This window comes from Sphingomonas gei, from assembly GCF_004792685.1.
Lineage (GTDB): Bacteria > Pseudomonadota > Alphaproteobacteria > Sphingomonadales > Sphingomonadaceae > Sphingomonas > Sphingomonas gei.
This window is the reverse complement of sequence record NZ_SRXT01000010.1, coordinates 12,218-32,606: the sequence shown is the minus strand read 5'-3', so window position 1 is coordinate 32,606 and position 20,389 is coordinate 12,218. Positions and strand designations below refer to the sequence as shown.

At 65.0% G+C, this 20,389-nt stretch carries 17 protein-coding genes; 8 read left to right on the top strand and 9 right to left on the bottom strand.

Annotated elements, in window-relative coordinates; all coding sequences use genetic code 11:
- Positions 1-15: 15 nt before the first annotated feature.
- The 6 genes from E5A73_RS20570 to E5A73_RS20545 all read left to right on the top strand — a co-directional run bounded on the left by E5A73_RS20570 (position 16) and on the right by E5A73_RS20545 (position 6,474).
- The gene (locus E5A73_RS20570; RefSeq protein ID WP_135965737.1) at positions 16-636 is read left to right on the top strand and encodes a hypothetical protein; all 621 of its coding nucleotides are present in this window, start codon (positions 16-18) and stop codon (positions 634-636) included.
- A 446-nt stretch (positions 637-1,082) separates the two neighbouring features.
- A complete protein-coding gene (locus E5A73_RS20565) occupies positions 1,083-1,568 on the top strand; it encodes a helix-turn-helix domain-containing protein (protein WP_168356033.1) in 486 nt (161 codons plus the stop codon).
- 396 nt (positions 1,569-1,964) lie between these two features.
- Positions 1,965-3,110 (top strand): glycosyltransferase family 4 protein, encoded by a 1,146-nt coding sequence (locus E5A73_RS20560; protein WP_168356032.1) that lies wholly within the window; start codon positions 1,965-1,967, stop codon positions 3,108-3,110.
- Complete coding sequence (locus tag E5A73_RS20555) at positions 3,111-3,989, top strand: FkbM family methyltransferase (protein ID WP_206366565.1); 879 nt, start codon at positions 3,111-3,113, stop codon at positions 3,987-3,989.
- Positions 3,986-5,344, top strand: a complete 1,359-nt coding sequence (locus tag E5A73_RS20550) for a glycosyltransferase family 4 protein (RefSeq protein ID WP_135965734.1) — start codon at positions 3,986-3,988, stop codon at positions 5,342-5,344. Before E5A73_RS20555 ends, E5A73_RS20550 begins: the two co-directional genes overlap by 4 nt.
- Entirely contained in the window at positions 5,341-6,474 is a 1,134-nt protein-coding gene (locus E5A73_RS20545) for a polysaccharide biosynthesis/export family protein (protein WP_135965733.1), read from the top strand. Before E5A73_RS20550 ends, E5A73_RS20545 begins: the two co-directional genes overlap by 4 nt.
- 23 nt (positions 6,475-6,497) lie before the next feature.
- On the opposite strand, the gene E5A73_RS20540 is transcribed toward E5A73_RS20545, so the two are convergent.
- Positions 6,498-7,160: an ABC transporter ATP-binding protein gene (locus E5A73_RS20540; protein WP_135965732.1), complete on the bottom strand. Its 663-nt coding sequence runs from the start codon at positions 7,158-7,160 to the stop codon at positions 6,498-6,500.
- A 274-nt stretch (positions 7,161-7,434) separates the two neighbouring features.
- Here E5A73_RS20540 and E5A73_RS20535 point away from each other — a divergent pair, with 274 nt between their 5' ends.
- Both E5A73_RS20535 and E5A73_RS20530 read left to right on the top strand, forming a co-directional pair.
- Positions 7,435-8,382: a hypothetical protein gene (locus tag E5A73_RS20535; RefSeq protein ID WP_135965731.1), complete on the top strand. Its 948-nt coding sequence runs from the start codon at positions 7,435-7,437 to the stop codon at positions 8,380-8,382.
- Positions 8,379-9,167 (top strand): glycosyltransferase, encoded by a 789-nt coding sequence (locus tag E5A73_RS20530; protein ID WP_135965730.1) that lies wholly within the window; start codon positions 8,379-8,381, stop codon positions 9,165-9,167. Before E5A73_RS20535 ends, E5A73_RS20530 begins: the two co-directional genes overlap by 4 nt.
- Here E5A73_RS20530 and E5A73_RS20525 read toward each other — a convergent pair whose 3' ends face one another.
- From E5A73_RS20525 to E5A73_RS20490, 8 genes are all read right to left on the bottom strand, one after another.
- On the bottom strand, positions 9,168-9,830 hold the full coding sequence (locus tag E5A73_RS20525; RefSeq protein ID WP_135965729.1) for a class I SAM-dependent methyltransferase: 663 nt from the start codon (positions 9,828-9,830) through the stop codon (positions 9,168-9,170).
- Positions 9,827-11,029, bottom strand: a complete 1,203-nt coding sequence (locus tag E5A73_RS20520) for a DUF4214 domain-containing protein (RefSeq protein WP_135965728.1) — start codon at positions 11,027-11,029, stop codon at positions 9,827-9,829. Before E5A73_RS20520 ends, E5A73_RS20525 begins: the two co-directional genes overlap by 4 nt.
- Positions 11,026-13,494: a glycosyltransferase gene (locus E5A73_RS20515; RefSeq protein ID WP_240700308.1), complete on the bottom strand. Its 2,469-nt coding sequence runs from the start codon at positions 13,492-13,494 to the stop codon at positions 11,026-11,028. The genes E5A73_RS20520 and E5A73_RS20515 overlap by 4 nt, the downstream gene beginning before the upstream one ends.
- Complete coding sequence (locus tag E5A73_RS20510; RefSeq protein WP_135965727.1) at positions 13,491-14,741, bottom strand: KpsE/RkpR family capsule polysaccharide export protein; 1,251 nt, start codon at positions 14,739-14,741, stop codon at positions 13,491-13,493. Before E5A73_RS20510 ends, E5A73_RS20515 begins: the two co-directional genes overlap by 4 nt.
- Positions 14,742-14,745: 4 nt before the next feature.
- The gene (locus E5A73_RS20505) at positions 14,746-15,552 is read right to left on the bottom strand and encodes an ABC transporter permease (RefSeq protein WP_135965726.1); all 807 of its coding nucleotides are present in this window, start codon (positions 15,550-15,552) and stop codon (positions 14,746-14,748) included.
- Entirely contained in the window at positions 15,549-16,739 is a 1,191-nt protein-coding gene (locus E5A73_RS20500) for a glycosyltransferase family 4 protein (protein ID WP_240700307.1), read from the bottom strand. The genes E5A73_RS20505 and E5A73_RS20500 overlap by 4 nt, the downstream gene beginning before the upstream one ends.
- 77 nt (positions 16,740-16,816) lie before the next feature.
- On the bottom strand, positions 16,817-18,046 hold the full coding sequence (locus E5A73_RS20495; protein WP_135965724.1) for a capsule biosynthesis protein: 1,230 nt from the start codon (positions 18,044-18,046) through the stop codon (positions 16,817-16,819).
- A complete protein-coding gene (locus E5A73_RS20490; protein ID WP_135965723.1) occupies positions 18,043-19,746 on the bottom strand; it encodes a capsular polysaccharide export protein, LipB/KpsS family in 1,704 nt (567 codons plus the stop codon). The genes E5A73_RS20495 and E5A73_RS20490 overlap by 4 nt, the downstream gene beginning before the upstream one ends.
- Positions 19,747-20,389 lie beyond the last annotated feature (643 nt).

Below are 20,389 nucleotides of genomic sequence, written 5' to 3'. Positions count from 1 at the left end.
CGTGGAGACGCTGAGATGATTGCCAAGTTCGCCGTCGCCGGCCTGGTTTCTGCACTGGGTCTGTCCACGCTGTTCTGGCTTCAGCCAGCCGGAACGCAGGCGACAGCGCCGCCGCCGGCAGCGCCATCCTCGCCGGTGGCTGCGACGCCATCGCAAGCCACGTCGGCGGCTGTGATGCTTCCGGCGCGCCTGCTCGAGTGCCGGCTCGGCAGGATCACGAACTTTGATCCATCGCGCGAACAAAAGCCGTCCGAATTCAAATACGAAGGCAGCCATCCTTTCGTACTGTTTCTGCCGCCCATCCCGGTACGCACGGCCGAACCTCCGCGCTCGACCCTGCCTCCCGAGCCGGTCGATCCGCGCACACGCATCGTTGCGGATCCGGACGGGATCTCGGCCGGCGCCGCGGGGCGGCCGTTCGAGCGTGTCGTCGACTATTGGCCGGAGCGCGTCGAAATGACCACGCCAGCGGGGGGCGGGGCCGTAAATATGATCATCCTGCAGCAATCGGAAGCCATGCCGGGGCTGATCGATATGTTCATGACCAGGGCGACCGACGCCGTCACCTGGGACCAGGCGCACTTGTATTCCGGACAATGCAAGTTGGCGCCGAATGGGGCCGCGCCCGCGCTCTGACGTCATTCGTGGGTCCCGGCGCAACCAGGGCCGGCAGGGCTGTCGATCGCGCTTCCCGCAGCAGAGTGTGGATCGCGCCGAGAGGTACCCCGCGGACACATATTGCACCTGCTCCAACGCGCAAATGTTGTAATTGCGCAAATTTTCGGATTTCAGTAATTACTATAGGAAATTCGGCAATCTGTTTGCATATTCGACATTATGTTTCGTATAGGCCGGTCTTTTATTGCTAAGCATTTGGGTCATTTCGACCTGCTTTCAGGATAATTTCTGATCAGCCACAAAGAATTTTCGGTGCCTTTGCCAAAGTAGCGCAGCGAATGTGTCTACCAAGTGGGGAAAGCGTTTCTGGCCCGCACGAGATCGGGCGCCAGGGAGCTACCGGCGATGCGTTCGCGCGCGTGGCCCATGCTTTCACCCGAGTCCCCTATGCCAGGGAGATAGCGGTGGACGAGTATATGCCGATCGCAGACCCCGCCATCGTCGGTCAGGGGCATCCTTCAGGGTTGTTCGAGCACCGCAATCTCATCGTGGAGAGGCGGCCGGAACGGGCGCCGCCCCGGCGTTCGCGGACTTGCGCCCATTTGGCGCCCTGGCAGGCCAAGCTCGCCCGCGACATGATGCTTACGCAGATGGGGGGCGGCCTGGCGCTGGAGGACGTTGCCTGCCGGCTCAACATGTCGGTCAGTCACTTCATCAAGGCCTTTCGGGGGACCGAAGGGGTAGCGCCCTATCATTGGTACATGCAGCGCAGGATCGACCAGGCGATCATCTTGCTTCGTGATGACAGGATGCCTTTGTCCAAGGTCGCCGATGAATGCGGCTTTGCGGACCAGAGCCATTTTACCAAGGCGTTCACGCGGCTTCTCGGCGTCTCGCCCGGTCGCTGGCGCCGCAGCATGCGAAGCGGCCCCCCGAACACCGATGGTTGATGGGGTTCCGCCACTTCCGGGATGCATGGAGCGTGCGCCGACTCGTCAATAATCCCGTTCTCCCTGTGGAAACGACTAGGGTGGGGATGCATGCGATCCGGATAGAGCGGCAAGGCGGGGAGACGACGCGGATTTCGCGCTGCCACCTCGAACCACAGCCGTGTCCCGGCTCAGTTCTGTCGAGAGAATGCGAGCACCAGATTTCAGCGCGTTGCCGGACGCCGGCTCAGGACGACGCGATGACTGGTCGCGGCATCGGCGTGATCGGCGTCTGGGCCAAAAATGAGCATGCGCCCTTCAAGCATCGAGCGAATGCGTCAGCTCTATGATCCTAACTATGTTCGAAGGGTCGATACGCTGGACCACGCCCTGGTGCAGGTCTGTGTCGAGAGTCGAATGCTGGCAGAAACCTTCGGGACCGGTGTCGCGACGTATGCACGGACATTGGGGGCATGTCTGCCCGCCGCGGGAGCCTCGCCGCTGGTGCTCGGCGACAGCGCCTCGGGCGACCCGCCGCGAAAGGCGCGGCTCGGCCGCTGGATCGCGGCGGCGCGGCCGAGCGCACGTATCGCAGCCAGGGAGGAGGCCGGCGACGAGGACGCGCCAGCGCATTGGGTAGTCCACGACATCTTCCGCGAGGCGCATGTCTTCTTCAATCTGCACGGCCGCTTGCTGCCCGTCGAATTCGGGCGTCCACCGCAGGTCATGCATTGGACCTATCCACTGCCGCTCTATGTCCGCGGGGCGAGGAATCTCTATACCGTCCACGACCTCATCCCGTTGACGGATCCTGAGCTCACGCGCGTCGGTCCGGCGCGGCATGCCGCTGTTTTGCGCGAAATCACCCAGCACGCGCACGGGCTGGTCACCGTTTCCGAAACCGTCCGCCGCGAGGTCATCGACCGATTGGGCATGCCCGAAGACAGGGTGACAAACACCTTGCAGGCGATCGACGCGCCGCTCCAGACCGACCCGATCCTTCCCTCCGGCTTGCGCTCGGGGCGCTATTTCTTCTTCTGCGGACGGGTCGAGCCTCGCAAAAATCTCGAGCGGCTTGCCCGCGCGCACGCCGCGAGCGAGACCGCACTGCCGCTGGTGATCGTCGGCCCGCACGTGCCGGGGGAGGAGCAGCTCGAGGCGCAGCTCCATACGTTCTCGGGGGTAATCCGGCTGCCTTGGGTGCCGCGTCGCGAACTGCTTGGCATGATGCGCCGCGCACGCGCGCTGCTGTTTCCCTCGCTTGCCGAAGGCTTCGGCCTCCCCATCGCCGAGGCGATGGCGCTCGGCTGCCCGGTGGTTGCGTCCAGCACGGGAGCCTCGGCCGAAATCGCCGGAGACGCCGCGCTGTTGGTCGATCCCCGACAGACTTCGCAGATCGAAGCGGCGATCCGCAGGCTGGACAAGGACCAGGCGCTCTGTGCCCGGCTGCGCGCTGCAGGTTTTGTCCGCGGCCTGAGGTTCACGCGCGAGCATTATGCGCGCCGGCTTCGGGCCCTGTACGCCGACGCAGTTTCCGCCGCGCCGCGGAACGAGTGCGCGTAGATGCTGAGGTTCCCTATCCTGCTTCGGCGCGCCGGCCACCGGATGACCCAGGAGCGCCGCTGGCCGCTGGGCCATTTGCGGACACGCCCCCGCGCCGCCAACGAAATCGCCATCCGCAAGATGTGCATCAACGCCTATCTTGGCGACGGCCGGGCTCTGGTGCGCGTGCTCGGACGCTACAAGATGTTCGTCGACACCCGCGACGTGGATGTGTGTGCACATCTCCTGCTCGATGGTTTCTGGGAGATGTGGGTCACCGAGCTTCTGGAGTGTCTTGTCCGCCCGGGCATGGTGTGCGTCGATGTCGGTGCGCATGTCGGCTATTTCACCATGCTGATGGCTGATCTCGCCGGCCCGACAGGCGCGGTCCATGCCTTTGAGCCCAACTCGCGGCTGCGCCGGATGCTCGACGATTCGGTGCGCGTGAACGGCTTCGCGGCGCGGGTGCAATCCTACGCAGAGCCGCTGTACGACGCGACCGGACTGGCTGCCGAACTCGTCGTTCCCGAAGCGCAGCCCAGCGCAGGGCATCTGCGCATCCTGAGCGAAGGGGAGCCGGCAACCATGCTGCGGACACGGCGGCTGGACGGGATCGCAGGGCTCGAGCGCTGCGACTGCATCAAGATCGACGCGGAGGCGTCCGAGGAAGCGATCTGGCGCGGCATGCGCGGGCTGCTCGATCGGGCGCAGCCGATGACGATCCTGCTCGAATTCTGTGCGATACGTTATGCCGATCCGGGTCGCTTCCTCGCGGCGATCGTCGCCGAGGGCTTCGCGCTACATCGTGTCGATCCCGCCGCGGGACTGCATCGCATGAGCACCGCGGGGATATTGGACACGCCTCCGACCAGCGACCAGATGCTGGTGCTGATCCGATGAAGAGAGCGCCCTTCCGGATCGGCGTCGACGGCCTGAACCTCGCGCTCCATCGCGGTACCGGGGTCGCCACCTATTCGCGTACGCTCGCACGAACGGTTGCCGAGATGGGCCGCGCTCCGGATCTCATCTTCGGGCTGCCCGTTCATCCGCGCTCGCCGCGCGACCTGCGGGAAACGCTGTTCTTCGCCGAACTCGGCCGCGACGACCCGGCCGACATGGCAGCCGGCGGCAGCCCGATCAAGCGCGAACGGCTGTTCGTCGCGCCCTGGGCGCGGCGGTTGATCGACGTGCCGGTCGAGGGGCGCGTTCATGCCGAGGCCTTCGCCGAGCGCCTGCCATGTTTTTCGAGGGTGTACAGCTTCGGGTCGCTCTGGTCGGTCGCGACGCGGCATTTCAAACGTTATCGCCGGTTCCTTACGGTCACGATGCCCGATCCGCCCGAGATCATGCATTGGACTTATCCGCTGCCGATCCATCTGGCGGGCGCGGTCAACATCTACACGATCCACGATCTGGTGCCGCTCCGGCTTCCCCATACCAGCCTCGAAAATAAGCGCTTGCATGACCGGCTGCTGCGCAGCTGCATCCGCCGCGGCGCCCGGATTTGCACTGTTTCCGAGGCGTCGCGGCGTGACATTGTCGATTTCCTCGGCGCCGATGCCGGGCGAGTGGTCAATTGCTATCAATCGATCGATCCGGTGCCGGCGATCGCTGACGACGAGCTAGGCGGGCGGCTGCGCGCCCTGTTCGACCTCGAGCCACAGGGCTATTTCCTCTATTTCGGCGCGATCGAGCCCAAGAAGAATGTGGGCCGTCTGATCGAGGCTTATCTGGCGAGCGAAGTGGCGACGCCGCTCGTCATTGTCGGCGGTCGCGCCTGGCGCTCGGAGAACGAGCTGCGCCTGCTGGGCAGTCCCGGGTCGCAGAGCATTTCGGGCGCATCGCGGGTCCGCAAGCTCGACTATCTCCCGCGACGGATGCTCGACGTGCTGATCGCCGGCGCGCGCGGCGTGCTCTTCCCGTCGCTCTACGAGGGGTTCGGCCTGCCGGTGGTGGAGGCGCTCGCGCGCGGCGTACCGGTCATGACCTCGACCGGCGGATCGCTGCCTGAGATAACCGGGAACGCCGCGCTGCTGGTCGACCCCTATGACGTCGGCGCGATGGCGGCCGCCATCCGCAGGCTCGACGGCGATGCTGCGCTGCGCCACACGCTTGCCGCGATGGCGCCGATACAGGCCGAGCGCTTCACGCCGGCGCGGTTTAAGACGCGCTTGTCCGCGCTCTACCAATCGCTCGTCCCCGAACAGGGCGTGGCGCCTGCGCAATCAGTGACTTTCGGGACGGCAACCGCATGACATCACTCCCGTTCCTGAGCTTTGCGCGCGTCCGGGCCGCGATGCTGGCGCTTCCCCTGCTTGCGGGCGGCTGCGCCACCCTGCCGTCGAGCGGCCCGACCGCGCCCGAAGTGATCGCGGCGTCGCGTCCGGCCTCCCGGTTGCCGGCGATATTGGTCGAGCTCAATACCGATACCCTGTCGCGCATCAACAGCGTGCCGGAGGCCACGGGATCGCTTGCGGACCTGACCGCCGAGGGCGAGATCGACCGGATCGGTCCTGGCGACGTCCTGCAAATCTCGGTGTTCGAGATCGGCGCGACGCTCTTCGCGGGGCCCGCGTCGGCCGGGGCGCAGCCCGCTGCCGCCGGGAGCGCGCTTCCGCCGATCGTGATTGCGCGCGATGGTACGATCAACGTGCCCTATGCCGGACGCATCGATGCCGCCGGCCAGACAGTCCAGTCGCTTTCGCGAAGCATCGAGTCGGCACTGATCGGTTATTCGGCGCATGCGCAGGTCAATGTCGTGGTGCGCGAGAACCTCGCCAATAGCGTCTTCGTGCTCGGCGGCGTGAAGACGCCCGGGCGTATTCCGCTGTCGCTGACGCGCGAGCATGTGCTCGATGCCATCGCGCTGGCTGGCGGCGTGGTCTCTGCGGCGCAGGATATGATGGTTCGCGTCACGCGCAGCGGACGCAGTGCCGAGATCGGACTCGACGAACTGCTCGCAGGATCGCCGGACGATCTGGTGCTGCTCCCCGGAGATCGTATCGAACTCCTTCGCGGCCTGCAGAGCTTCACCGTCTTTGGCGCCAGCGACAAGGTCTCCGAGATCCCGTTCGAGATGCGCAGGCTCACGCTCGCTCAGGCAGTTGCGCGCGCCGGTGGGCCGTCGGACCGTCAGGCGGACGCGAGCGCGGTGTTCGTCTTCCGCTGGGCCGCACCGGACACCCCCACGGGTGCGCTTATTCCCGTGATCTATCGGCTCAACATGCTGCGACCCGAAAGTTACTTCGTCTCGCAGCGTTTCACGATGCGTAATGGCGACGTGATCTACATCGCCAATGCCCGCTCGAACCAGGCGACCAAGCTGGTTCAAATCATCAACCAGCTCTTCTCGCCCTTTTACGGGGTTCGCGAGCTGACCCGATGATGCGGGCGCCGAGGGTCAGTCGCTCAGGCGGCCAGCCGCTGCTGCGCGTGATGCACTTCGATCGCCTCGTCGATCGTCGGATAGAAATTGAGCTGCCCCTCGTGCAGTACAGCGCCCGTGGTGCAATATTGCTGCAGCGTCGCTGGGCTGTGCGAAACCATGACGAGCGTCCGCGCCGAGCGGCGATGCGCGAGCGCGGCATGGCAGCGTTCCGCAAAGCGCTGGTCACCGGCGCCGGTGACTTCGTCGACGAGATAGCAGTCGAAATCGATGGCCAAACTCACGCCAAATGCGAGACGCGCCATCATGCCGGCCGAGTAGGTTTTGACCGGCTGGTTGAAATACTCGCCAAGTTCCGCGAATTCCTCGACAAAAGCGAGCAGTCGATCGACGGGTTGGCGGTAGATACGCGCGATGAACCGGGTGTTGTCCGCCCCGGTCAGGCTGCCCTGGAAGCAGTGCGAATAGCCGATGGGCCATGAGACGGTCATCCCGCGGCGAATGACGCCGCTACTCGGGTGCTCGACGCCGGCGATCAGCCGAAGCAGCGTCGACTTGCCGGCGCCGTTCGCACCACAAATCCCCAGCGCCTGCCCCGGGCGGATCGCAAAGCTCGCGTCGTGCAGCACATGGCGCGTGAGATTGCGGCCATGATAGGTCTTGCTGACTCGGTCGAAGGTGATCATGCGCTGGTCCCCCCTGTCCATCTCCGATTGGCGGCAATGACGGGGGGAGGTCAAGCGAATCCGTATGCCTTTCGGGGTGGTCGCGCGGCATGATCGGTGGGGGCGAAACTTCGCTCTTTCAGGCGGGGCCAACCGGCTGCGAGGCGCTGGTTGTCGCCTTTTCGAGCTTGGGCGTGGACAGCGTCGCCAAGCCGTTCGAGTTTCGCGGTCTACTGAACCGCTCCGATTGCGCCGTGTTGCTGCTGCGCGATCCGGACACGAGCTGTATCATAGGATGCGCGATTTCCCGACCGGTCCTTCGGTTGTGGCGGACGCGATTGCCGAACGCGCTCGCGGATTCCGGCGGGTCGTTTGCATCGGATACAGCATGGGGGGCTATGCCGCCTTGCTCTTCGGCCGCTTGATCGGCGTGGACACGATCATCGCGCTGGCGCCGCAGACCGACCTTTCGCGTCATGCCCTTGGCGCTTGGGGCGACCATCGATGGGACGCGCAGATCGCGCGGGTTCACCAGCGCGGCGATTCCAGGTTTTTTGATCTCGCACCGCTCTATCATGACACGCACCACCTCCTGCCCGATCAGGCGGTGACCCTTTGCCTCGGCGCCGGCGGCGAGCCGCTGGACGTGCATCACGCCCTTCACCTCGAGCGATATGCCGCCATTCACTCTGTGGGAACGGAGCCGTTGGCGCACGAGGCGCTGGTAGTCGCGCTGCGGGAGTCGGGACTGATGCGTACCATGATCGACGCCGCGATAGCAGGAAGGCGAACGCAAATACCGCTGTCCGAGTGCTTCGCGCGTTGGATGGCGAAGAACCAGCACAGTCTCGCAATCGATCCGGCAGCGACCCTGATAGTGGATTCGAGGCTGCACGTGTCGGGTACTGTGGTGATGCATTCGGCTTCGCGGATCGCGCGCGACCCAACCTCAAAGCATCCCGTGCGGCTGGGTGTCCGCTTGTGGCCCGAGGGACGGTTCGGTGGAGACCGGCGCGAGGCGCGCTTCGATTTTCCCGCGCCCGACCTCCTTTCTGGAAGCATGCACCGCTTCGCCACGGTCATCGACATCGGGGGGTTGCCACCGGGGCGGCACGACATCGTGACGGCGCTCGTCCGCGAGGGGCGATTCTGGTTCGACGACCTGGGCTTCAGGGCCATTCGTATCGGGCTTGTCGTGGACGGGGCGGGCGCCCCACGATTGGTAGAAGGAGCCGTCGTTTGACGATTCAGATCGCCGCGATCGTGCTCGCCTTCAACGAGGCGAAAATGCTGTCGCTCACGCTGCCGGCGATAAAGGCGCTCGTCGATCAGGTCATCGTCGTCGATATGGGCTCGACCGACGGAAGCGCTTCCCTCTACGCCCGCCTGCTTTCCGGCAACGATCAGGTCGTCAGCTATGCGCAGTGCAACCTCTCGCAGTTCGGCTTTGCCCATGCGCGCAATCACGGCGCCAAATTCACCACAGCGCCATGGCTGTTCTCGATCGATTCGGACGAGTGGATCGATCCGGGGCAGGCATTCGCGCTTCGCCGCGAAATCGCGGCGGAGAGATGCGACGTGCTCCACGTCCTGCGCCGGAACTACGCCGGCGAGCCGGGCGCCGACATCGAAATCGATCAGCTGCGCGCCACCGGACGCTTCGAGGAAGAGACACAACGCCGAATCTACCGGAACCGCCATGACGTCCGCTGGGAAGGCCTGATCCACGAAGAGATATGTGATCGCGATGGCAACACCTGGCAGCGCGCCAGCCGCAGCGATCTCGTCCTTCATCATCTCGCGCAGTTCAAGTCCCACTCCCTTGCGGAGGAAAAGAACCGTCTCTACGCCTATATGGTGCTGCGCGCGGCCATCGTGCCCGGGTATCGCTACGGAACGAATCCCTTTTGGCATTCGACATTCATCCGCGAAAATGTCGATTATCTGATTGGCCAGGCCAACGCCTATGCATACGGGCACAGGCTGCCGCCGTACGATCGCAGCGCAGTCGAGCGCGCGATCGCCTGATCAAGGTTTGACGAGGTAGCATTTTCCTCCGTCCGCTTCGATGTCGCGCGTCTGGAAGAAGCTCTGAAAGGCTTCGCGCACTGCCGGCCAGACGTCGCCGCTGACGTGGTAGTCGTCGCCGACCAGGACGCCGCCCGAACGCAACAGCGGCCACCACAGGCGCAAGTCGTTCGTCACGGCGTCGTAATCATGACCGGCGTCGATATGCACGACGTCCGGGCGCACGTTGCGTGCCTTGAGAACTACGGCCGCGTTCACCGAATCGAGCGGCAACGGAACGACATGCTCGGTGAGTTCACGCTCGATGATGTTCGCCGCGAAAGTCTGGAACAATGTGGGATATCCGGCTTCGAATTTCAGATGCTCGAACCAGATCGGTTGTAGCCAATGGTCCCAGGCGCCTAGCCAGGTATCCACTGCCACCACCGCGGCGTCCATTCCGCGGTCGCGCAAATGCGCCGCCATGGTCATTACCGAGCCGCCCTTCCACGCGCCCACTTCGATCACCGTACGCGCACCGGTCTCGTCGATAGCCCGGGTAAGGAAGGGGTGGTCGGAGGCCCAGCCTTGGAAGTCGACACGCCCACGGAAGCAACTGCGCTCCCAAAAAGGATCCTTGCCGGCCCAAAGCAGCTCGAGCAATTCGGTGCGGCGCGTCGTCATCTGGTCTGGTCCTCGTGAACCTGGATTTGGCGAAGTGCGTCGAAGCGCGCGATTGCCTCAGGGGCGGAGACAAAGGCCAGGACAAGCTTGTCGACTGTCATGCCGGCCTGAACGAGCCGAGCGTAATAGGCGAATCCGTCCGCATCAGGCGTGCGGCCAAGTATCAGGCGGTAGCAGCTTGATAGATCGTCGAGCGTCGCCGGATCCGGCATAACGCGATCCGGGTCGCACGCATTCGGCGCGCCATCGGACCGGCAGGACGCGGGGGGACCGTCCCCATGCTCCGATGACCGAGCGATACCAAGGCGAAGCGCCGGGAATGCAAGATCCGAATACCAGAAGGATCCTTCGGACACGAGGGACAGCTCGATCTCGATGTCACGCGCGTCGGTCGTCGGCCCGGCAAGTCCGATCACGAACCTGGCTGAATCCCCTGGTTCGAGCTCGGGACGGGCCGGCAGCGCGCGCGCTTCGTTCGTCCATGCCGCGCAGGTCTCGCTCCGGATACGCGCGCCGATCATCAGGCGATCGCGTTCGGCGCGCCCGAACACGAGCGCCGCTTCGCCAGTGTTGACGATCCGGCCGGGCACGCGCACTTCGCCCGTGGCGGAGCATTGGACGGGCCCGGCAAGCTCGATCCGGTGCGCGTTTCGCCGACGCCAGTCGGCGACCAGTCCCGACAGATCGGGCAGCGGCTCGCCACGAATCATCGCAGTCAGGATTCCCGGCATCGCGCCGGATTGACGTAGCGCAACCGCCAAGGCCGCGTTCGGCAACGGCAGACGCTGCTCGTCAATCTTCGAGTCTTCGAGCCAATCGTTCGTGCGCTGCATTCCTGTGACGACGCTGATCGAAACGCTCGAGGAAGAAGGCCGTGATACTTCGGAAATATCGCCATCGTCTGACCAGGCAGGCGCGACCAGAAGAGCCGTGTCGGCCGCTATCTCCTCCGCCAGTGCGATCGCGCTACGCGCTCCGGTGGCATGGCCTATCACCAGCGTCCGCGACGGATCGGGCACCTGTGATCGAAGGATGTCCGCCATGTCCGCGGAATCCAATGCGATCAGGTCGGACGCGACGGTTGCAACGCGGCATTCCGGGCGGTCGGCGAGATCGTCAGCGACCGGGCCGGCGAATCCGGCCTGATAGTCCGCATCGGCAATCACGATCGCGAACACCATCGCGACGGCCCCGCTCATCTGGCATGCTCGCCGCCTTCATACCCCGAAGGCGGGCCGCCGAACGCCAGGTCCGCCAGCGTTCCGAGGGTCAAGGCCTCCATGAAGTCGAGCCGTGCCTGACCATCGTCCGCCCGGCAGAGGAAGAAGCCCGCTACGCCGACCGACACTAACCGCGGATCGTCTCCATCAGTAACCTCGGCCAGATCGATGCTCATGTTGCCATTGATCGCCAGCCGGATGGCTCCCGCCGGATCCGGCACCAGTGTCATCGTGACCCATTTGTACTCGCCGGGCTTCAAAACGCCTGCGACGCTGGTCGCGGGATCAGACGTGTCGACCGTGAAGTGCACCTGTCGATTGGGAATCCCGTGCAATTGCAAACACAGCCGTATTGCCATTCCGGGAACGCCGGTCCCGATTTCGAGCCGGCCTCCGCACGGCTTGGTCCAGCATCCCCAATTGTCCGGACCATACCAGCCGTCACCCACCCGGAATACTTCTGCGGAACGCATGCCGCGCCAGATGGCGGTGGCGTAGTTACGCGTGAGAGGATGCCAGGCTCCGAGTTGGGCGATTGACACGTTGGCTGGCAGGTCGGGATCGTGCGCGCGCCAGCGCATTGCCGCTTCGCCTATATCGGTGGCGATTTCACTCCATGTGCGCGGCCTGAACTCCGCGTAAATGCGCTGTTGCAGCGCTTCGCGATAGCCCCCATCACGGATCAGCCGCTCGAGCGCCGTGGTGAACGCGTCGACATCGCCTGAGCGAAAGTAGACGGCATAGTCACCACCGGCTTCGGGTAAGGACGCTGCGTCCGAGATCAACGCAACTTTTCCGTGGCAGAGCGCCTCGGTCACCGGCAGACCCCAACCCTCATATCTGCTCGGATAGATCGTGAAGAGGCAGGCCCGGTACAGCAGCTCAAGCTCGGCGTCGGATAGGCCCGACAGCATGACGACGCGTTCGCGCAGGCCCTCATGGCTGGCGAGGCGCGCATACACCGCATCGTTGAGCCAGCCACGATTGCCGACGCACACCAGCTTTGGGACTGCGTGCGCGCCATGGCGCTTCAGCAGCGTGATCCATGCTTCGAACGCGGCGAGGTGGTTCTTGCGCGACTCAATCGTCGAGACGAACAAGATGAATCCGTTCGGCCTCAGCCCCCAGCGCCACAGCTGTCGGGGATGGGCAGAGACAAGGTCCGGCTTCCGGCAATCTGCATCGAGACGGATCACCGCGATATCGACCGGATCGATTTCGTGGCCAAGGATTGAGGCCACGTGCAACAGATCGCGTTTCGTCGATTCCGAGTTCACGAGGAAATGATCGGCATGCTCGAACGCGCCGATCGCCCAGCTCACGAAGTCCTGGGTGAGTTCCTTTACGCAATGCTCCCCCGCCATGACCGGAATCAGGTCGTGGACGAACGGCACATAGCGCACGCCCCGCAATGCCTTCGCCCGCCGCACGAAGAGAAAATAGTTCTGCAGCCACCACGAAGTGCCCAGATTGATCAGATATGCGCCACGCGCCATCTCGATCGGTTCCGACGTGGCGAGCCGCAATTGCAATCTGGCGAGCGCGCCGATCCATTCGGGCGCGCCACGATCACCGCTGGCGAGGCTGAGCTGTGCGAGCGCGAGGAAGGTTGGCGCGGGGATCTCCAGCCAGTCGTCGCGCGACTCGATGAAGGCGCAGATCTGCACACCGAAGCTGTTGAGGCGAAGCGCATTGCCGATCGTCTCGATTTGCACGCGCTGAATGCCGGTTGGAAGCCGCGCGTTGCGGAAATAGGAGATCAGGTCCGAAACGTCGAAGATCAGGGCCAGCCGATCGCCGAAGTCCGGTTGAGGCTCTGCCGATCGCGCGGCGCCGACGAGATCGGACAGCGCCTCCATTTGCCACCGCGCAGCGGCGCGGCTTTCTTCCGGCAGCCCGGGAAGGAGCGCTTCGATATGCCGCATCGCGTCGACCGCGTCACCGGCAGTTGGCGTGGCGTCGAATGCCGGTGCCTCTGCTGCATCCTGGTCAAGTAGCGCGAGTAGCTCGCGCATCTGCGCGTTGTCTCCGATGCCCAGGAAATGCGCCATCTCCTGCAGTACGTCGGGATTGGCGGGTTCGTGCTTGAGCGCGAGCATATAACTTCGGTTCGCGGCCACGCGATCACCGCACCGCTTGTGAAGATGGCCGAGATGCAGCCATGGCTCGGCCGCTATGGGCGAGGATTCTGCGGCGGTAAGATAGGCCGTCTCTGCCGCGGCGAAATCCTCTTGTTCCTTGAGCGCATGGCCGAGCTGAACCCAGATATGGGTCAGCGACGGATCAACCTCGAGCGCGGCGCGATACGCTGTTGCGGCGGCAGGCCAGTCCCTGCCGTCGCGCGCCTGATTCCCCAGCGTGATCGCGTGGTGCACTTGCGGCGTGACCGCCACGCCACCCGAACGGCGAAGCTTGAGCGGGATGTTCATCAGCAGATCGGTCATGAGGCGGCATGCTCCCGAATGCCCGCGAGGATCAGCCAGCCGATCGCATAGACCAGCAGCAGCGCGAAAAAGACCGTGGCGATCAGTTTGAGCCGCTTCGGGTAGAGCGCCTTGCCCGGAAGATTGGGCTCCACGACACGGACCAGGAATAGTTGCTGGCGCACAGCCTGTTCGCGCGCAGCGTCGAGCGCGGCTGCCGCAGTCTCGAAACGTTTGGCGGAGAACTCCTGTTTGAGACGCAGGTTTTCAAATTGCCCCAGCCCGGCCGCGGTCGCCTGGCGTGAGCCCGTAAGGCTGCTCTCCGCCGCCCCAACCTGCTGCTCGAGCGCGCGGACTCGCGCCGCCATCGTGACATATTGCGGGCTGTCGCGGCGGATCGCGCCCGCCATGCTGTTCAACTGCGCACGTGCTTGCGCGAGCTCGGCCTGCATTTGCGTCACCATCGTGATACGTGCGGCGCTGGTGCGCTCGGGATCGATATCGCGGCCGGATTGGCGAAAGCCGGTTAGTGCAGCCTGGCTTTCGTCCACGCCCCGCTCGGCAGTCTCCAGCGACTCGCGCGCAGCGGCGAGGCGATTCTCCAAAAGCCGTTGGTTGAATGCATTGACGCGCTGCTCGCCGATCCGGAGCAATTCCTGCGCGACGCGCTCGGCATCCGCCGGCCGGAACGCGCGTACGGCGACGCGGGTGATGCCGGACTCGGGTCCGACATCGATATGCACCATCTCGCGATAATAGCGTAGCACCGCCTCCGGCGGAGCGCTTTCCCGGAGCCGCGAGAAGGGATCCGCTTCCGGCCGGCGGAAAATCCTTGCCAGTCCGACAATTCGCTCAAGGCGCGCGACAGCATCGTGTGAAAGGAGATAATCGATCACGGTCTGGTTGTCGGCTGCGGCTGGATTGGCTTCGAGTCCGAGCAATTGTCCAAGGCCGGAGCTGGCGGATCCGCTCGAACCCGACGTCCTGACGACGAAATGCGTCTCCGATTCATATTGATCGGCGACGACGCAATATTGAAACAGCGCGACCAGCACCGTCGGCAACAGCACGACCAGGCCGAAATTCCGGCACCAGCCGAACCGGCTGCCACCCGACGCGCGAACGCCCGGAGGTTGCTGCTCCAGTCGATGCGGATTGGGCGCGTTCTCCTTTCGCTCGCGTGCAAGGACTTCTTCGGGCGCCGGTTGGGCCGGAATCTCGACGAAACCGGTCTCGCGCTCGAGCGGATGAAGCGGGAAGGTGACCATCAGTTCAACTCAGATGAACATGTTTGCGGACGATGCGAAGCGAGACGAGGCCCAGAAACGTGAGGCCGAGACACCAGAAGGTGATGTACATCACGTCGAAATAAGGGCTCCGGACCGATGTGAATTGCCCGGTGTGGAACATCTCGAAGATCTGATTGAGCGGAAACCAGTAGAGGAGCCCGCGATAAGGTTCCGGTATCCATGCGAGCAGGAAGAAGGTGCCCGAGATCGGCATGGCGATATATGTCAACGGGTGGACGAACTTGCCTACGGCCTTGCTGAAATAGGATGCAGCGCAGACCGGCATCGACAGTGCGAAGGAGAACCACACCATATAGCTGAAGCCGGCGAGCATCAGGAGCGGAGACGCCGGCGCGCCGCCATAGCCCAGCACCCATGACAGGCCGAGAAGCAGGACGAGCGCGAGCAGCGTCGACGCTGCTTCGAGCAGCGTGCGGGCGACCAGCATGTCGAAGATGGTCACCATGCGGTGAAAGAGCAGCGGCTTGTTGGCTTCGAGCGTCGACTCCGCACGTCCGATCACCGTTCGGAAGACCATGAACATGCAATAGCCGCCCAGTGCGAACGGGATGGGCAACAGGTCTTCTCCGCCGTGCGCGCGCGCGTTCCCGTGGAGCGCCGCCACCGAGGTGGCGAGCAGCATCGGTTCGACGATCAGCCATGCATAGCCGATATTCTCGCGTCCGTAGCGCGTATGCAGCTCGCGCATGATCAACGCACCCACCACCGAGCGCTGGACGTCGAAGCCATCCAGATAGCGCGCGATGCCGGAGGCGCTCCGCGCGATCATGACGCGGCAACCTCCCCGATGAATGCCAGCGCGCGATCGATGTGATCCTCCCATGTCGGCAGCTCGGCGCCGCTCAGGCGCGCGAGCTGCGCCTCGCGCCGGGGCGAGGCGGGCGCGGCGTAATCGAGGATCGCCTGGCGCCAGCCCGGCCGGTCCAGAGAATCGAGATAGTCGGGAACGCCACGGCCGGCCTCGCGATGCGCCGGTATGTCGCTCGCGATCACGGGTGTTCCTGCGGCGAGGGATTCTGCGACTGGTAATCCAAACCCCTCGGCGAAGGATGGCATCAGCAGCGCGGATGCGCCGGCGATCCAGGCCGCCAGCACCCGATCGGGGACCCGCCCCAGCTCCACGACGTGCGGACGAAGCGGCTCCGAGCGATCGAGCAAATCGAACACGCTCTGGTTCTCCCAGCCGCGCCGCCCGATGAGGACGAGCTTCGGAATCTCGCGGCCATCCGCGCTTTCCGAGAGCTGGCGCCACAAATGAAGCAGCAGGAGATGGTTCTTGCGCGGCTCGATCGTGCCTAGACACAGGAAATAGGGCTGGTCGATGGGTGGCGCGCCCCGAGCCCGGGCCGGAGCAGCAGCACCGAGCGGCGCAACCGCGAGCTTCGGCACGGGCTCGCCGGCGGCGTTCAGCCAGCCGGTGAACGCACTGGCGGTGGCGCTGGAATTCGCAATCACACCGTGCGCGTGGCGCGCGACGCTGATCATCCGGCGGGCGTGGCGGCGCGGGCCGTCGGCGCGCGCGAAACTCGGATGAGTGAGCGGAATCAGGTCGTGCACCAGGCATATCAGGCGGGCATTCTCGCGCCGCAGCCGCTTCGCGACGCTGCGTCGGTCTTCGAGCGCGCTCGGCGAAACATGCAGCAGGATGCGCCCCCGGGTCGCCGGTACCACCCTGCGCGGCCACAGGCTGGCGAGCGATGCCAAAAGATGCCGATGTGCCGCGCCCGCGCGCTCGTCTCCCCCGATAACATTCCAGCGCCGTTCGGTTGCGTCGAGGAAGCGCAGAACCGCGGCGGACGGGAGCCGGCCGTAGGACCCGAGCGGATGCGTTGCGGCGAATTGCAGCCTTTCCGGCGCCCGGGCGAGCAGCGTGCGGGCATAAAGAAGCTCGACACGATCGACGCCGGTCGGCGTCGGGTGTCGCACGCGCGACAAAAGGCGAGTCAGGTCGAGCACGATTTCGGGCGTTGCCGGCACCCGGGGCGGCGTCTCTGGCACATACGCCGCCGCATCGCCGGGGAGGCGCTCGGGCTTCATGCACTTGCCTTCAGCGGTGGCCCGGCCTCGGCGGCCGAACCGGCGGCGAGCATGCGCGTCACCGCCGGCTCGATCAGCAGCGTGCGGCCCTCGCGGCTGCTGAACCCGCCGCGCAGCAGGCAGCGATGCGCGAGCACCCGGCGGAAGGCGTCGAACAGCTCGACCTGAGGACGTCCAGGCGTCTGCCAGAAGTTTTCGAGCGCGCCCTGATGCGTGATGCCCGGGACATCATAGACGGCGCGCCCCAGCACCTTGACCGGGACCCCTGCGGCGAGCGCCAGCGTACCGGTGGTGCTGTTCACGGTCACTACGCCGTGCGCATGCGCGACGAGCGTGGCGATGTCGGCGCATTCGAGGTAGCGGACCCGATCGGATATCCCGAGCGCCGACGCCTCAATTTCGATCAGCCTGCGCCAGTTGCGCAGGCCGTTGTCCAGCGGGTGCCCCTTGAACAGCAGCAGCGGTCCCGCATGCGCGTGCGCGGCGAACGAGGCAAGGATTGCCCGGATGGCATTTTCCATACCGCCGAAGGGCGAATGGATGCGCAATTGATAATCGGCGTCGAGCTGCAACGGCACGACAAAGTAAGGCGACGCCATCGCGCAGCGCACCGCCCTGCTTCGCCGTGCGGCAAAGGGATGCCGCCCGAGCCGGCGCAGCCATCCGGCCGCCTCCGCGGTTCGCGAGAACGGACGGTGCGATCGGTAATGTCTGAACCACGGCGTCAGCAGCGCGCCTGCACCATAATAAGCCATTGCTTCGCGCGCGCGCCGGACGAAGCTCGCCGGGACCTGGGGCAGGTTGGGAACCGGAGCGAGGCCCGCGGCAATCCGGCAATAATATTCGGGATCCGGCGGGAGAGACGAATGTCCGTTCACACCGTTCTGCTCGAGCGTGACCCAATCCGGACGGACATAGCCTTCTTCGAAGACATGCACGGTGACTCGCCACGCATGTGCCGTGGATATCGCCGCATGGTGAAGCGGCCGACAGTCGCCGAACAACACGATATCCGTGACGCGATGGCGCTCGATGATCGCCCCCAGCGCCGCGGGCCAGGCCTCCGCGACTCCGCGAAAATCGATCGCCCGCGCGCCCCAGTCGAGGCAATCGCCGCCATGAAAATTGACACGGAGGACCCGGCCCCCTGCGCAGCGCAATGCCTCGCCGAGCTGCCGGAAGAAGGGGCCTGGGGGCCCCTGAAGAAAAAGGAAGGTGCGCGTCATGCCACCTGGCGCAGCGTGCGACGGATCATGCCCTCGAGCCTTCGCAGCCGGTTCACGAGCGAAGGACGCGGGGCCGCGTCGACGAGGCATGCGACGAGCCGCTCGGCCGAGCAGGGAAGGCCGGTGCCCGGATCGAGATAGAGCGGATACAGGAGCAGCGCTCCCGCAACCAGCTCGTCCACCGTCAGCCGGCGCTTGCGGCGCGGCACCGCCACCAGATCACGGGTAAGGCCCCACCCGGCATAGAAGGGCGCGCCGTGACACACCACGGTACATCCGCGCAGCAACGCCTCGAACCCGGCCAGCGAGGTCAGGACATGGATCTCGTCGACGCCGGTCAGCAGCGGGGCCAGTCCGTACGGCTTCTCGAGGATATGGTCCGCGAGGAGACGCGCTGTATGGCTCAGTCGATCGTGCCGATGGCCGGCGAGCACGTCCGGGTGCGGTTTGTAGAGAATGAAGGCGTCGGGGGCGAGCGCACGGGCGCGCTCGAGCAGTCCCGAATTACCGCTTTGCGCGGGATCCCCTTTCAAGACCGACTGATCGTCTGCGACCTGGCCGGTCACCAGGATGCGGCGCTTGCCAGGCGGCGAGCCGATCGACGGCAGCGCGCGAGCGTGGCCATATTTGCCGAGGCCGGCGGAGACGATGACGGCGCGAAGCGCGGCGGCGCGGCGCACCAGCTCGGGTGGGAACGGGTGATCGGCAAGCAGTGATTCGAGGTCGCTAGAGCGTGCGGGATCATAGTGGATCCCCTGGCGATCGATTGCTATCGATTGCGGCGGCACGAGATGAACACCGAGGCCGAGCGACCGCAGAAATCCGTCTTCGATCCGTACGACCGGCACGCCCCTGGTCGCAGCGTGTGCCTCGAAGGCGGACGGAACCCGGGACGGCCATATCGCGATGGCAGCCTGCGTCGTTCCCGCCCCGTCCAGCGCAGCTTCCGTCGTGCGCACGTGCCGTGGCACGCCTGTCACGCCGGTCAGAAAGCGATCGATCTGCGGACGCTTCCAACCACGTATCCCGAACTGCACGCCGATTCCGGCGATGGCTTCGAGATGCCGTCTCCATTCGCCGAGCAAATCCACGGCGGCTTCGGCGGATATCGCCGATCCGGTGAAAGGTTCGCGATAGGTCAATGCGTGGATCAACACTTCCCATGCGAGCGAATGGCGCGCGTCCATATCGATTGCCAGCGAAGCGCCGGTGGACGCATCGACGGTAGGGCGGCCGATCAGTCTCGCGAGGATCGCGAGAGCATCATCGCAAGGCGCGATCACTTGCACGGCGTGGTCGAGCACATGCCAGGGATCGAGTTCGCCGCTCACGATATCCGGCAATTGCGCGGACGCCCAGGAAGGCGCTTCTCGGTCGGACCATAGGACGACTGGGCCAGTGGCGACCGAGCGAAAGGTCGCGACATCGCCGGGGTGGCACTTCAACACGGTGCAGCCTTTGGCCAAGACCGGTCGCGCGCTCCAGAAGCTGCCGCCGACGCGCGCCGTTTGCAGGCGCCGGATCAACTGTTCCGCGCGTTCGCTTGCAGCGCTCGTCAGTGGCATCGGCTTCGGGGCCGAGGTTTCGCGGGTCACGAGCGCCGCCCGGGATCGTCTGGCGAGGAATCCGGGTGCGCTCAAAAGCGGCGAATCGATGCCGGACGAGCCAGCCTGCAGGGCACCGATCGCACTGCGGCGCATCGGTGGCACGAAGGCGAAACGCTCCCTCACCGCAGTCGCTGGCGCGGACGCGCCAGCATGCAGCCAAATTTCGCTTCGGGGCGCGTTGAAACGGCAGAAACGGTCATGGCTGTTGGCAAATCTGCGATCGCGATGCTCGCTGTTGCTATCGCAGCCGTCGCGAGGAGCGGGGCTGGGGATTTCCCGAGCCGGGCAGAAAAATCGACAAGGCGCGAAAGCGCCACCGCCCTGACAGTAACGCAGAGACCAACTCGCGCGACGCCGTCGTCGCCGACGATTCGACACGCTCGATTTCGGCGCGAAGTTTCGCGCGCCATTATACGATGGCCGGGCAACCCCTGCTCCGCGAGTGGCGCGGTGCGCGAGGCGGCCTACCGCCTGCAGTTGCGCAGTCCCAGGACAGGAAGGCAGATGAAGCGGCGGCTTTTTTGGGCCACCCGGAAATCCAATGGCCGACGGGAAGGCGCGCTTATTGGCTGCTGTGCTTCTTCCCCCAATTCAACGCCTTGACGAAAGAATTGCATCGATCCTGCCGCCAATGACAGCCAGTAACCCGCACCGTCATCTATCAACTAAGGGACTTTCCGGCGTTGAAGCGCCTCGCACCGTCATATCTTCTTCGTCATCGCGACCCAGAAGGCTC